Consider the following 12,359-nt stretch of genomic DNA (forward strand, 5'->3'; position numbering starts at 1 on the left):
TGCTTCAGAAAATTGTAACCCCTTACATTAAGTAATGTTATAAAATCTAACATGAATTTAAATAATTAGCTTGAATTTATAAAAAATTGTGTTTATTATAAGTTCATACAGCATATGATGTTAGAAAATCTAACATGAAATTTAATTAGGAGGTAGTCGGTATGCAATTAGGTGATTCGGTATTTATGTTTTTCGCAACATTATTGGTTTGGCTTATGACTCCGGGGATTGCTCTTTTCTATGGGGGGATGGTAAAAAGCAAGAATGTGCTGAGCACAGCGATGCACAGTTATATGCCAATGGCAATTGTATCGATTATATGGGTACTAATTGGATATTCAATTTCTTTTTCCACTGGAGGTAATGCGTTTCTGGGAAACTTTGACTGGGCAGGATTAAAAGGGGTCACCTTCGAACCGAATCCGGATTACAGCGCGACAATCCCCCACAATCTGTTTATGATGTTCCAAATGACGTTTGCAGTCCTGACAGTTGCGATTATTTCAGGAGCTATAGCAGAAAGAATGAAATTTTCCGCTTATATTTTATTTATTGTCATATGGTCAGTTGTCGCGTATGCACCGGTTGCCCACTGGGTATGGGGAGTTGGCGGCTGGCTGCGTGAACTTGGAGCTCTTGACTTTGCAGGAGGAAACGTGGTTCATATTTCGTCAGGTGTTACCGGACTGGTCCTGGCAGTTATGCTTGGCAAACGAAAGGAAGGCAATGAAAGCTCGCCCCACAATTTACCGCTAACCGTTTTAGGGGCTACGCTCATCTGGTTTGGCTGGTATGGGTTTAATGTCGGCAGTGCATTAACGATCAATGATGTTGCCATGACAGTCTTTATCAACACAGCGGTGGCTGCTGGGGCAGGGATTGTAGGATGGCTGATAGTTGAATACATGATTAATAAGAAACCGACAATGCTTGGAGCACTTTCTGGTGCAATCGCGGGATTGGTTGCGATCACACCGGCCTGCGGATTTGTTACTCCTGCTGCTTCTATAATAATAGGTTTCGTTGGCGGCGCAGTCTGTTTCTGGGGAGTCTCCTCTCTGAAGAAGAAGCTTGGCTATGATGATACACTTGATGCTTTTGGATTGCATGGTATCGGCGGTACATGGGGAGGGATCGCAACCGGTCTGTTTGCTACAACTTCTGTTAATAGTGCAGGAGCTGACGGCCTATTTTATGGTGATCCTGGACTTCTATGGAAGCAAGCAATTGCTATCATTGCCACCTATATTTTTATTGGGGCTATTACATTCGTAATTGTGAAAGTGATTAATGTATTCATGCCGATCCGTGTCAATGAAGAACAAGAAACAATAGGTCTGGATATCACGCTGCATGGGGAAAAGGCGTATCACGAAACCATTTAAGGAGATGGCACTATGGGAGAGGTATTAACAAAGATTGATATCGTTACAAGGCCAAATAAATTTGAACAATTTAAACAGGAGCTTGCCAAAATTGGCGTTAGCGGAATCACCGTTTCAGACGTGAAAGGAACAGGGCTTCAGAAAGGTTTTGTAGAAACGTATCGCGGAGTAAAACGGGAAATCACCCTCCATGAAAGAATAAAGATAGAAATAGTTGTTTGTGAGGTGCCTGTCCAGGCTGTGATCGACGTAGCCAGGAAGTTTCTAAATACCGGAAAACCAGGAGACGGGAAGATCTTCATTTATGAACTCGCCAATGTCATCAAAATCAGAACGGGAGAAGAAGGGCATGCAGCCTTAAAGAATGATAAATAAACTCTGGCCGGCAGATAATTGGTTAGGAGGATAGCAGATGGGGAGATTAGTGAAGCTTGTAATAGCGAAAAAACAAAAAATTATTAACGCTCTTATCTTAAATAAAATATACCATCCTGACGACCGGCTCATTCTTTTGGATCTTCCATTGGAAGAACTTGAAAAACTGCTTGACCGGCAAAAGAATATTTAATGAGAAAAACAGCCATCTTCAATCGGATGGCTATTTTCAATGGGTGCAGTTAACAATATTGTATTTAAGATTTACGAAAAAAATCTTTCATAAATGTAATGTGGAAATGATTTTTTTAAAGTGGCAAAAGGTTATAAAAAGGTCCAGGCAACATCTTTTCTATTTTATTAAAATGAACTTGAAATTTTATTGGAATTAATTTACACTGTTATTAAACAGTGGTCAATAAAAGGAGAATTAGATGTCACCAAGAAAAGCAGTCGATGTGGAACTATCTAAGGTGCGGATTCTGGACACTGCTCGCAGCTTGTTTGTAAAAGAAGGCTATCGCAATGTGTCGATGAGGAAAATCGCCAAAGAATTGGATTATACACATGGAGCAATTTATTATCACTTCAAGAATAAAGCAGAACTTTTTTATGCATTGGTTAAAGAAGACTTTTCCCTTTTGGACGGTGAACTGAACCGGGTAATGGCACAGGATCTGGAGAATTCTGAAAAACTTAAACAGATTCTACTTTCTTTCATAAAGTTCGGTCTCGATAATCCCAACCACTATGAGATTATGTTTTTGATTACTGATGAAGAGATTAAGAGCCATACGGTAACTGAACCGGATCATAGCTATGAAAGATTCGCCCAGGCAGTATATTTTCTTTGTGACAAACGAGTTGCTGCGAAAACAATTTGGTCTCTTTTCTTAAGTCTTCATGGATTCGTAGCAGTTTATTGCCGAACTGGAAAATCTTACGAAGATGCCAGGGACCTGGCAGAATCTCATGTTCAATTGCTTTTAAAGGCAATCGGGCAAGTGTAATTTTTTTATTATTTTATTGACCACTGGATAATTAATTTAGAAGCTTATTAAAAAGTTAAGCAAAGGGTTATCAGCTTATAATGATGATGAATTTAACGGAATGTCAGGTTCATTTGAATGGGCAAAGGAAAATTTTTTTAAATTTAATTAACCACTGGACAATAAATGGGAGGGCATATCATGAAAAAAGCTTTAGTATTGGGTGCAACGGGAAGTATGGGGAGTGCAATCGTTCATGAATTGGTTCAAAGAGGAGTTGAGGTATCTGTTTTTGCCCGGAATAAAGAAAGGCTAAATGAACTCTTTCAAAACCTGGAGGTCAATGTGGTTGCAGGAGATGGTTTTATCCAAAAGGATTTAGACCAGGCAGCCAGTGGTGTTGAAATAATTTTTAATGCAGTGAATATCCCTTATCAGGATTGGCAGGAAAAGCTTCGGGATTTGAATGGTAATATATTGAATGCAGCTAAAAAGTCAAAGGCGCGGCTCGCTATTGTTGATAATATATATGGGTATGGCCGATCCAAAGGGGTTCCAGTGAGCGAAAAGGATGAGAAAAAACCGCACACGAAAAAGGGGAAAATTCGTGTGGATCTCGAACGGAGAGCTAAAGAGTCAGGAGTGGAAATGTTCATTGCACACTTCCCTGATTTTTACGGCCCAAATGCCGGGAATACACTGCTTAACTATACATTAACAGCAATGGCAGAAGGAAAAACGGCTAGGTTTATCGGAGACAAAAAGATAGAAAGAGAATATATTTATACACCGGATGGTGCAAAGGCGCTGGTGGAATTGGCTCTGCGGGATCAAGCATACGGCCAAAATTGGAACATTCCAGGAGCCGGTACGATTTCAGGCGAAGAAATCATTGATATAGCAATGGGATATACAAAATATCGTAAAAAGGTTTCAGCTGTTTCGAAGAATATGATTCGCTTCATAGGGTTCTTTGATAAATTTATGAGGGAATATTTAGAGATGTACTATTTGACGGAAGAACCTGTAGTTTTAAATGGAAGTAAATATGAACGCGAGATTGGTTTAATACCGCGGACTTCTTATGAAGAAGGAATCAGAAAAACATTGGCAAGTATATCCGCTATTAGCTAAGTAAATTGTTTCATATATTTAAGAAATTAGAATGAACTAACTCCAGATGGGAAAATTATTTATAAAAAGTACAATGAGGTTTCCATGAAAACTAAGATTTTCCCTGGGAGAGATTTTGCTAAAACAAGGCTGTCTCTTTATGCGATACTAAATATAGCTATGATTGGATTACTGATTATCAATTCCGTTTTTACCCTGAAAAAGGGAATAGGCCTATACGCTTTGTTATCAGTTCTGATATTGATATTGGTAAGCTGTGTATTGCTTCTTATTGAATTTATTATTTACATTCCCCAAACAAAAGCAAACCTCAAGAAAATCTCAGCCGGAGCGGGAATGCTGCTTTTGTTAATACTGCTTACGTACGCAAATCTGTATTACCTGATCTATAGGTTAAAAGGAGAAAAAGCTTTTAGCTTTACTGGTAAAAATCTTTCCGGGGATGATTTTTTATACTACAGTATTACAAGCTTTACCACGACAGGCTATGGTGATATCACATCAATAGGTGTCTTTTCCAACGCTATTGCGGCTTCAGAAATGTTAATCGGAATGGTTACAAATTCAATTTTAATGGCTGTAATAACCGCCAAATTGTTTAAAAAGCTACAAAATTAATACATGAGAGTGCCTCCAGAGGTACTGTAAAGGTATTTTTAAAAATTATTTCGCCGGATTTAATTAATTTCGCCGGATTTTAATTTATTTGGCTAAAACAAAAGATAATTTGGCTGATTTCTATTTTATTTGGCCAAATGGCACTAGAGGTGCAATTACGGGTGCCTCTTTAGGATCACTGCAGCCGTTTTCGCTCGCCGAATATAATTTATTTCTCCAATAACAAAGAAGAGGGCTCCCGCCTGCGGGTGGAAGCCCTCTTCTTTCATAGTTCAAACTGGATTAAAGCCCGAGTGAGATATATTTTACTTCTAAATATTCCTCAATACCCCAATGTCCGCCTTCGCGTCCGAGCCCGCTCTGTTTAAAGCCGCCAAATGGAGCCTGCGGTGTCGATGGCAGCCCATCGTTTAGCCCGATAATTCCATACTCCAGCGCTTCGACTGTTCTAATACCCCTGGTGATATTTTCAGTGAACACATAGGCAGCCAATCCATAGATAGAGTCATTTGCGCGCTGGATGGCTTCCTCGACAGTTTTGAAGGAAGTTATCGGCAATACAGGGCCAAATGTTTCCTCCTGCATGCAAAGCATATGGTCGTTTATATTGGAAAGAACAGTTGGCTCTATGTAAAGCCCTTCTCCCTGGCCGCCAGTTTCGAGCTTGGCACCCAGTTTGACTGCATCCTGGATATGGGCCTTAACCTTTTCGACCCCTTTCTCATTTATGAGCGGGCCGATATCCGTTGCTTCATCCAAACCATTTCCAACCTTTAACTCCCTCACTTTGGGGATAAGCCGGTCGATAAAGTCCTGGTAGATAGACTCGTGTACATATACCCGGTTTGAGCATACACATGTTTGTCCGGCATTCCTGAATTTAGAACTGATAGCACCATTAACGGCCTTATCTAGGTCCGCATCCTCCATCACAATAACAGGAGCATGGCCTCCAAGTTCTAATGAAACTTTCTTCACCGTGTCAGCGGAACCCCTCATTAAAAGCCTGCCAACCTCCGTCGAGCCTGTAAAGGTCAACTTTCTTACTCGGTTATCCTCAAGCCAGACACCGCCAATACTTTTAGCATCGCCTGTAACAACATTGATTACGCCCTTAGGGATTCCCGCTTGCTCGGCAAGCTCTGTAATTTTTAAAGCGGTCAGCGGTGTAAATTCTGACGGTTTAATTACTGCTGTGCAGCCAGCTGCAAGTGCAGGGGCTACCTTTCTCGTAATCATCGCTGCCGGGAAATTCCATGGGGTTATTACAGCTACAACCCCGACTGGCTGCTTAGAAACAAACAGCCTTTTATCGCGCTGTGTTGCCGGCACGGTTTCTCCATATATCCGTTTTCCTTCTTCGGCATACCAGGACAAAAAGCCGTTTGCGTATGCCATTTCGCCTCTTGCTTCCTTTAATGGCTTTCCCTGTTCTCTTGTCATTGTAGTGGCTAGTTCTTCCAAGTTTTCATTAATTAAATCATACCATTTTCGGATTAATTCGGAGCGTTCATAAACCGAGCGTTCAGCCCATTCCTTGAATGCATCGAACGCTGCATCTGCTGCAAGTTTCGCTTCTTTTGCCCCGCCATTTGGCACTGTGGCGATGATTTCCCCTGTTGCAGGGTTGCTGACTTCAATTTGATCAAGCTCATCTCCCATCCACTCGCCATTGATAAACAATTTAAAATGCTCCATGAAAAAACCTCCTGATCATTCTGCTTTTGATACCACTAATATCTGAAAAACTCTTATTTATTATATTACAGGGAATATGGCCTTAACTCAAAGGCAGACGATTATATTCTTTTATAAAAGTAAAGACGTACCTGAACTTTCACCTGGAACTAAGGCCCGAGTAACTTAACCAAGGTCCTTTCCAAACCAGATGAGTGTGACTATTCCATCAGAGTGCTGATAGAGGATTTCGGTAAAGGATTTGTGTTGGATCAATCAGGCAAAGGGGTGGGACTGTTCGGCATGGAAGAACGGGCTAGAACGGTACAGGGACAAATTGAAATTGTATCTAATCCAGGAAAAGGTACCAAAGTTATTCTGGAGGTTCCATTTAATAATGTAGCGGATGCCTTAAAATAGGGGCCTCTTTTTTTATATAGCAGATTGCTGAAACGAGAAATGCAAGGTCTCAAAAAGTTAAATTCAGCTTGCCCCTGAGTTTTAACAAGATGAGGAGGGGGAATTCAAATAGAAAGGAAATAAAAAGGGAGGTATACATACATGTTGACCATTCTTCAAAGCAGGCATGCCAAAACAATTGCGTTAGAATTTGAAGGGAAAGCAACAAAAGAAGATGCCGTAAATCTTGACAGCCATGTAAAAGAAAGATTTAAGGACAGTGAAGAATTTAATATACTGGCCATCATGCATGATGTAGATGGCTCCACCTTAAAGGGAATGACAAATGGCATCAAATTCGATGCAAAGAGATGGAAGCAATTCAACAAATTTGCAGTCATCAGTGAAAAGGAATGGATTGGAACCTTGGCAGAGCTGGGAAAATATTTGCCGGGCATTGAGTCGAAGCACTTTAGAAAAGATGAGCTGGAAGAGGCTTGGGAATGGATTGCGAAATAAGACAAAAAAAGAGGAAGTAAAAAAATCCTCTTTCTTTGTCTTATATTACCGGCTTTGAAACATTACCCTTAAACCGAGTCCGATATAAATGGCCCCTACAATCTTTCCGCTCCAATGGCCAATCCAGGAGATTTTCTTGACTATCCCTCTTAATGGTTTGATACTTACTGCGATCATCGTGGTATAGGTTATGCTCATCAGGACAAAGATCAGTCCAAGAATCAAGAACTGCATTAAGCTTGCTCCACGATCAGTTTGTATAAATTGGGGCAAAAAGGCCAAAAAGAAGAGAGATGTTTTCGGATTAAAAACTTCAATAAACACAGCCTCTCCGTAAGCACGAAGACTGGATACGGAAGAAACCTTTGGAAGCTCAGGATCTGAAGGCTTCTCTAGAATCGCACGGATACCAAGGTAAAATAAATAAACTGCTCCTGCTATTTTGATTACATTAAACGCAAGAGAAGAGGTCATCAATATCGCTGACAATCCTGCTGCCGCAAATAAAGTATGAACGAGGTCACCAGTAGCAATTCCAAGGCCAGCCATGATACCAGCTTTACGGCCTCCCTGGACGGTACGGGTTGCGGTAAGAAGGACCGCGGGACCCGGTATTAAGAATAACCCCACCACTACAGCCACAAAAGCACCAAGCGTCGATAGACTAAACATTCTGATTCCCCCAACTTCTTTCCAATTGAGAAAGAATATTCTGAAATTTAAAAAGTTTGCACTTATTATAGCAGAAAAAGCAAGGCTATGGCCCTGCTTTTTTACACTCTTTCCGATCCATTTAAAGTAGCGGGTTTATTTCTTGCGTTCGTCGGCAAAAACAGCCATAGCTTTGCACATAAATTGTGCCAGGCCCTCGCCAAATTTATCGATATTTTTGGTGAAGCGTTTATCATCTACATACAGCTGGCCCAAGCCTTTAAAGGCATCAAGCGAGTATGTGCCAATTTCGTTTAATAATTCATACCATTCTGTAATCCCTGCTTGAGCTTCCACTGAATCAGCTGGCATATGCCTCACGGATGCGAGTTTTTGGTAGATCGCATTCATTTGATCAAATACGGCTTTCTGCTGAGCTTTAGACATTTTTCCTGTTTTTGCTTTCGAATCGTCGACCGCCTTATCACCCCAGCGGTCACGTGCCTCTTGCTCATAAGGATTATGGCTAAAGTCAAACCCTTCGAATTTCTCTTCATTTGTCATTGCTATATCTCCTTTCGAGTATTGTATAGTCTTATCGATAGTCGCAATCATTTTCTCCAGGCGAAGGCATTTCTCAAACAGCATCTTTCGATGAAGTTCCAAGGCTTCCTGCCAGTTAAATGAAGGACTGCTGATAATTTCTTTTATTTTCTTCAAAGGAAAGCCGAGTTCTTTAAAAAATAAAATCTGTTGCAGCATTTGCAGATTATCATCGGAGTAAAGGCGATAACCGGACTCTGTTGTATCCTCGGGGCACAGCAGCCCGATTTCATCATAATGATGGAGTGTGCGCACACTGATTCCTACTAAATCAGCAACCTCTTTCACAAACATTGCCATCGCTCTGCTCCCCTTTCATTTACAATATAAAGTATCACGCAACGTTAGAGTCAACAAAAAATAATAAGTACGTAAAGAGAATTTTAGCAGCTTACTTTTCTAAGGTGGAAATTCTGTAAATGTGTGTTAAATTACTGTTAATTTCAAATAATTTTATGCTTTATCCAATATAATGGTTAGAAAGTCCAGTAGAAAGGGTGTATTAAAAATGTCCAATTTCAAATATCAAAAAGAATTGCTTATGTTGCTGACTGAGTTAAAAGTACACAAAACTGATAGAGAAAAATATGCCCAAGCTGAAAATGAGATTAAAATTGCTTTGATTGAAAAACGGGGAGAATGCGGAAGAGTCAAGATGAAATTGCACTCCTTATTTGGTTCTGTCCATAAATCTTCTCTATAATTCCAGCCATAATAACCGAGAAAAACTTCCTAATATGCGATTAGAATTAACGATTATTGGCACTCTAAAAAGGAATACGTTAGGAGGTGCTGAATAATGGAAAACGAAAAAAACAAAATCCAATATGATGCTGAAGGAAACGTTGTCCAAAACGCATCCAAGCAGAAGGAAGCAGAACTTGACTCCAAGCGAGGAATCCAGGATGAAAAAAATCCGGATGATTTTGATATCCTCGAGTAGAAAATATAATGATCTGTTTTGTTCTTAAATTTTTTGATTAAAACTTGAACTCCTTAGTATTAAGGAGTTTTTTGCCGTAATTAGAAACTTTTATCTACAGATACAATGGGTATTTATGGTAAAGTTTTTATAGGTTCAAATTAGTTAGTGTGGAGTGAAAAAAATGAAGATTGGATTATTACGCCATTTTAAGGTGACAAGAGGATACCCAAACAAAATAGTTACATCTGCGGAATTAATGCAGTGGATTAAAGAGTATGATGCTTCCGATGTAGAAGAAAATGAGATTGACTTATGCGATATCAAATGGAATATATGCTATGCAAGTGATTTGTCAAGGGCCGAAATAACAGCTCGAAAGGCCTTTGAAGGTGAAATTATTTTCTTGGAAGAATTGAGGGAAATTCCACTTTCCCCATTTTTTCGAAAAAATATTAGGCTTCCTTTGCCGGTCCATTTACTTTTTATTAGAATTGCTTGGCTGTTTAACCATAAATCGCAGCCGCTTAGTAAAAAGGATGTTTCCAGGCGGATAAACATGATTCTGGATAAGGTTCTCGAGCAGGATGATAATGTGCTGATTGTCAGCCATGGCGGGGTCATGATGTTCATGAGAAAGGAATTGATGAAGAGGGGCTTTACCGGTCCGAAATTCAGAACAGCTGATAATGGGAAACTATATATTTTTAAAAATGGGGAAGGAAAATCATCTTGATCTATTTTCCCTCATTTTCTGTACTTTTTTGCAGCCATTTTAAAGTCTTGCTTTAATAATGTCCCAAGGCCAGGACGGAGCCATACTGCTAAAGGATGGTAAGCGACAGCCGTTTGAAACCCCGAATTGTATGCCATCTTCCCCACATTTCCTTCACCTCAGCATCGAGATCTTGAATAAAAGGATTGAACTAATTTGATATTTTATTGTTCCCTCTTGTAAAGGTTCTTATCATTTTCTCTTAATTGTCATTAAGCAAGCTTAATAATTCGAGGAAATTCTTCTTTAATAGTTTATTAACTAAAAGAACCAACCCATAAGGATTGGTTCTCTATAACTTATTGATTTAAGGCTTAGTATTATTTAAGAGCAATTTTCTTGGCAACAGAACCTGCCATTGCCTGACCGCCTGTAGTAACTTCCGGATGGAATTCGTTTTCTGTTTTAGAGATTACTACTGTAGCGACACCGTTACCAATCAGGTTAGTGATGGCGCGTGCTTCAGACATGAAACGGTCAACCCCAAGTAATAATGCAATTCCTTCAACTGGAATCATAGGGAAAGCGGCAAGTGTAGCTGCAAGTGTGATGAAACCTGAACCAGTAACACCAGCTGCACCCTTAGAAGTTAGCATTAGTACACCAAGTAATGTAATTTCCTGCCAGATTGTTAAATCAATTCCGTATGCCTGGGCAATAAAGATTGCAGCCATGGATAGGTAGATGGATGTCCCATCCAGGTTAAAGGAATAGCCTGTTGGTACAACCAAACCTACAACAGATTTGGAGCAGCCATACTTCTCAAGTCTGTTCATCATAGCAGGCAAAGCAGACTCGGAAGAAGAGGTACCTAATACAAGAAGGATTTCTTCTTTGATATAGGCAATGAATTTAAAGATGTTAAATTTATAGAACTTAGCAATCAAGCCAAGCACGATAACGATAAACAAGAACATTGTGATATAAACAGAACCCATTAATTTTCCGAGCATAACCAGTGATCCGACACCGAACTTGCCGATTGTGTAAGCCATTGCACCAAAAGCGGCAATCGGGGAAACCTTCATGATCATATTAACGATTCCGAAGAATACATCAGCCATTTTTTCAAAAAGGGATACAACTGGTTTAGCTTTTTCACCCATGGCAGCCATGGAAAGACCGAACAATACGGCAAAGAATAGGATAGGAAGCAATTCGCCTTTTGCCATTGCAGCGATGATATTGTCAGGAATGATTCCTACGATAAACTCGATTGCGCCATGGCTTGTTTCAGCAGCAGCTGTTGTAAACTGGGATACATCTCCGCCTTCAACGGCGTCTTTATTGAATCCTACGCCTGGTTTAACGATATTAACAACCAGGATGCCGATAGCAAGTGCAAAGGTAGTAACAATTTCAAAATATAGAAGGGCTTTTCCGCCGATGCGGCCGACCTTTTTCATGTCGCCCATTCCGCCGATTCCAATTACGACAGTGAAAAACACGATTGGTGCGATAACCATTTTTATGAGCTTAATGAATACATCAGCCAGAACCTTTAGTTGTTCACCGAATGCTGGGAACATAAAGCCGACGATAATACCAAGGATAATTCCAATGACTACCTGAACAGTTAAATTTTTTAAAATTTTCAAGCTTTTTCCTCTCCTTTTCAATGTTATTAAAATAAAAGAATAAGTTTGCAACGGGCAATGGTGTCTTACATAAGCTGTGAGCCAAGGCAAACAAAAGTTAATTGTTAAAGGCTCGCGTGCTCATTAATGAGAGCGCTTTCTTTAGTTCTTTGATTCATAATAACAGAAATTTCGGAAAAGACAGCCTTTAGGTTATAATGTTCATTTTGGTCTTTTTGGTCATGGGAAAAGCCGAGATAAAACTTTTGGCCCCAAATGTGCCATTCCTGTCAAATTTCTGCGGTGTGATGGATGCTATAATCAGGGTAACAAAGCAAAAAGGCTGGGTAAGATGTTTGAATATCACAACAATTATCGAGTTGGAAAACCATGAAGCAGAGCAAATGTTAGGAGCTAAATTCCTTTTTGAAAAAGAGCAAATTCAAGAAAACATTATCCCAACATGTATTAGGCTTTATTAATGAGGCCAACAGCGAAAACCTGGATATTGATGAAGCAAAGGAACAAATTTTGAGAAAATTAAGAAGGATTATGGGAGAAATTCTGCAGTAGAAGACTTTTCGTATGAAATGCCTGTGAAAGGATTAAACATTCAGCTGGAAGCGAAGATGTACCTCGATTTCCTTTTCCGAACAAAAGTAGGAACTCTGAATAAGAGGATTAGTCCGGGTTGAAAATTGAGATCTCATAAAAAAAGGCTGCCGATTGGCAGCT

At 39.8% G+C, this 12,359-nt stretch carries 17 protein-coding genes; 12 read left to right on the forward strand and 5 right to left on the reverse strand.

Features of this window, described 5'->3' with window-relative positions; all coding sequences use genetic code 11:
* Positions 1-161 precede the first annotated feature (161 nt).
* From CVD28_RS19660 to CVD28_RS19680, 6 genes are all read left to right on the forward strand, one after another.
* On the forward strand, positions 162-1,385 hold the full coding sequence (locus CVD28_RS19660; RefSeq protein ID WP_101595611.1) for an ammonium transporter: 1,224 nt from the start codon (positions 162-164) through the stop codon (positions 1,383-1,385).
* A gap of 12 nt (positions 1,386-1,397) precedes the next feature.
* Positions 1,398-1,760, forward strand: coding sequence for a P-II family nitrogen regulator (locus CVD28_RS19665; RefSeq protein ID WP_101595613.1), 363 nt, complete (start codon positions 1,398-1,400; stop codon positions 1,758-1,760).
* A 37-nt stretch (positions 1,761-1,797) separates the two neighbouring features.
* The gene (fbpA, locus tag CVD28_RS27575) at positions 1,798-1,953 is read left to right on the forward strand and encodes a Fur-regulated basic protein FbpA (RefSeq protein WP_142384803.1); all 156 of its coding nucleotides are present in this window, start codon (positions 1,798-1,800) and stop codon (positions 1,951-1,953) included.
* A gap of 241 nt (positions 1,954-2,194) precedes the next feature.
* Entirely contained in the window at positions 2,195-2,770 is a 576-nt protein-coding gene (locus CVD28_RS19670) for a TetR/AcrR family transcriptional regulator (RefSeq protein ID WP_101595615.1), read from the forward strand.
* 180 nt (positions 2,771-2,950) lie between these two features.
* Complete coding sequence (locus CVD28_RS19675) at positions 2,951-3,883, forward strand: SDR family NAD(P)-dependent oxidoreductase (RefSeq protein WP_101595618.1); 933 nt, start codon at positions 2,951-2,953, stop codon at positions 3,881-3,883.
* An 84-nt stretch (positions 3,884-3,967) separates the two neighbouring features.
* Positions 3,968-4,501 (forward strand): potassium channel family protein, encoded by a 534-nt coding sequence (locus CVD28_RS19680; protein ID WP_101595620.1) that lies wholly within the window; start codon positions 3,968-3,970, stop codon positions 4,499-4,501.
* Between the two features lie 282 nt (positions 4,502-4,783).
* Here the strand turns inward: CVD28_RS19680 and CVD28_RS19685 are convergent, their stop codons facing one another.
* Positions 4,784-6,199, reverse strand: coding sequence for an NAD-dependent succinate-semialdehyde dehydrogenase (locus tag CVD28_RS19685; protein WP_101595623.1), 1,416 nt, complete (start codon positions 6,197-6,199; stop codon positions 4,784-4,786).
* Between the two features lie 243 nt (positions 6,200-6,442).
* On the opposite strand from CVD28_RS19685, the gene CVD28_RS19690 reads away from it, so the two are divergent.
* Together CVD28_RS19690 and CVD28_RS19695 are read left to right on the forward strand one after the other, a co-directional pair.
* Positions 6,443-6,598 carry an ATP-binding protein gene (locus CVD28_RS19690; RefSeq protein ID WP_180954239.1) on the forward strand — a complete coding sequence of 52 codons (156 nt, stop codon included), beginning with the start codon at positions 6,443-6,445 and terminating at the stop codon, positions 6,596-6,598.
* Between the two features lie 141 nt (positions 6,599-6,739).
* On the forward strand, positions 6,740-7,096 hold the full coding sequence (locus CVD28_RS19695) for an STAS/SEC14 domain-containing protein (protein ID WP_101595629.1): 357 nt from the start codon (positions 6,740-6,742) through the stop codon (positions 7,094-7,096).
* Between the two features lie 45 nt (positions 7,097-7,141).
* Here CVD28_RS19695 and CVD28_RS19700 read toward each other — a convergent pair whose 3' ends face one another.
* Both CVD28_RS19700 and CVD28_RS19705 read right to left on the reverse strand, forming a co-directional pair.
* The gene (locus CVD28_RS19700) at positions 7,142-7,768 is read right to left on the reverse strand and encodes a LysE family translocator (RefSeq protein WP_101595634.1); all 627 of its coding nucleotides are present in this window, start codon (positions 7,766-7,768) and stop codon (positions 7,142-7,144) included.
* 135 nt (positions 7,769-7,903) lie between these two features.
* Entirely contained in the window at positions 7,904-8,650 is a 747-nt protein-coding gene (locus CVD28_RS19705) for a MerR family transcriptional regulator (RefSeq protein WP_101595637.1), read from the reverse strand.
* 208 nt (positions 8,651-8,858) lie between these two features.
* Between CVD28_RS19705 and CVD28_RS19710 the strand changes: the two genes are divergently transcribed.
* The 3 genes from CVD28_RS19710 (at position 8,859) to CVD28_RS19715 (ending at position 10,008) form a co-directional block, all read left to right on the forward strand.
* Entirely contained in the window at positions 8,859-9,053 is a 195-nt protein-coding gene (locus tag CVD28_RS19710) for a hypothetical protein (RefSeq protein ID WP_101595639.1), read from the forward strand.
* 96 nt (positions 9,054-9,149) lie between these two features.
* On the forward strand, positions 9,150-9,293 hold the full coding sequence (locus CVD28_RS28240; RefSeq protein ID WP_180954240.1) for a hypothetical protein: 144 nt from the start codon (positions 9,150-9,152) through the stop codon (positions 9,291-9,293).
* Between the two features lie 163 nt (positions 9,294-9,456).
* A complete protein-coding gene (locus CVD28_RS19715) occupies positions 9,457-10,008 on the forward strand; it encodes a histidine phosphatase family protein (RefSeq protein WP_101595642.1) in 552 nt (183 codons plus the stop codon).
* Between the two features lie 11 nt (positions 10,009-10,019).
* On the opposite strand, the gene CVD28_RS28905 is transcribed toward CVD28_RS19715, so the two are convergent.
* Both CVD28_RS28905 and CVD28_RS19720 read right to left on the reverse strand, forming a co-directional pair.
* Positions 10,020-10,154, reverse strand: a complete 135-nt coding sequence (locus CVD28_RS28905; protein WP_257985930.1) for a hypothetical protein — start codon at positions 10,152-10,154, stop codon at positions 10,020-10,022.
* A 213-nt stretch (positions 10,155-10,367) separates the two neighbouring features.
* Entirely contained in the window at positions 10,368-11,678 is a 1,311-nt protein-coding gene (locus CVD28_RS19720; protein ID WP_374702554.1) for a dicarboxylate/amino acid:cation symporter, read from the reverse strand.
* Positions 11,679-12,050: 372 nt separating this feature from the next.
* On the opposite strand from CVD28_RS19720, the gene CVD28_RS28245 reads away from it, so the two are divergent.
* Positions 12,051-12,197, forward strand: a complete 147-nt coding sequence (locus CVD28_RS28245; RefSeq protein ID WP_180954241.1) for a hypothetical protein — start codon at positions 12,051-12,053, stop codon at positions 12,195-12,197.
* The last annotated feature ends 162 nt before the right edge of the window (positions 12,198-12,359 follow it).

The sequence above is a fragment of the Bacillus sp. M6-12 genome, assembly GCF_002860285.1.
GTDB lineage: Bacteria > Bacillota > Bacilli > Bacillales > DSM-1321 > Peribacillus.

Excerpts from the sequence above, each read along its gene's own strand:
- CVD28_RS19665 (WP_101595613.1), top strand. The coding sequence starts at position 1,398 with ATGGGAGAGGTATTAACAAAGATTGATATCGTTACAAGGCCAAATAAA.
- CVD28_RS19680 (WP_101595620.1), top strand. The coding sequence starts at position 3,968 with ATGAAAACTAAGATTTTCCCTGGGAGAGATTTTGCTAAAACAAGGCTG.
- CVD28_RS19715 (WP_101595642.1), top strand. The coding sequence starts at position 9,457 with ATGAAGATTGGATTATTACGCCATTTTAAGGTGACAAGAGGATACCCA.
- CVD28_RS28240 (WP_180954240.1), top strand. The coding sequence starts at position 9,150 with ATGGAAAACGAAAAAAACAAAATCCAATATGATGCTGAAGGAAACGTT.
- CVD28_RS19710 (WP_101595639.1), top strand. The coding sequence starts at position 8,859 with ATGTCCAATTTCAAATATCAAAAAGAATTGCTTATGTTGCTGACTGAG.
- CVD28_RS19695 (WP_101595629.1), top strand. The coding sequence starts at position 6,740 with ATGTTGACCATTCTTCAAAGCAGGCATGCCAAAACAATTGCGTTAGAA.
- CVD28_RS19670 (WP_101595615.1), top strand. The coding sequence starts at position 2,195 with ATGTCACCAAGAAAAGCAGTCGATGTGGAACTATCTAAGGTGCGGATT.
- CVD28_RS19685 (WP_101595623.1), bottom strand. The coding sequence starts at position 6,199 with ATGGAGCATTTTAAATTGTTTATCAATGGCGAGTGGATGGGAGATGAG.
- CVD28_RS19705 (WP_101595637.1), bottom strand. The coding sequence starts at position 8,650 with ATGGCAATGTTTGTGAAAGAGGTTGCTGATTTAGTAGGAATCAGTGTG.
- CVD28_RS19675 (WP_101595618.1), top strand. The coding sequence starts at position 2,951 with ATGAAAAAAGCTTTAGTATTGGGTGCAACGGGAAGTATGGGGAGTGCA.
- CVD28_RS19660 (WP_101595611.1), top strand. The coding sequence starts at position 162 with ATGCAATTAGGTGATTCGGTATTTATGTTTTTCGCAACATTATTGGTT.
- CVD28_RS19700 (WP_101595634.1), bottom strand. The coding sequence starts at position 7,768 with ATGTTTAGTCTATCGACGCTTGGTGCTTTTGTGGCTGTAGTGGTGGGG.
- fbpA (WP_142384803.1), top strand. The coding sequence starts at position 1,798 with ATGGGGAGATTAGTGAAGCTTGTAATAGCGAAAAAACAAAAAATTATT.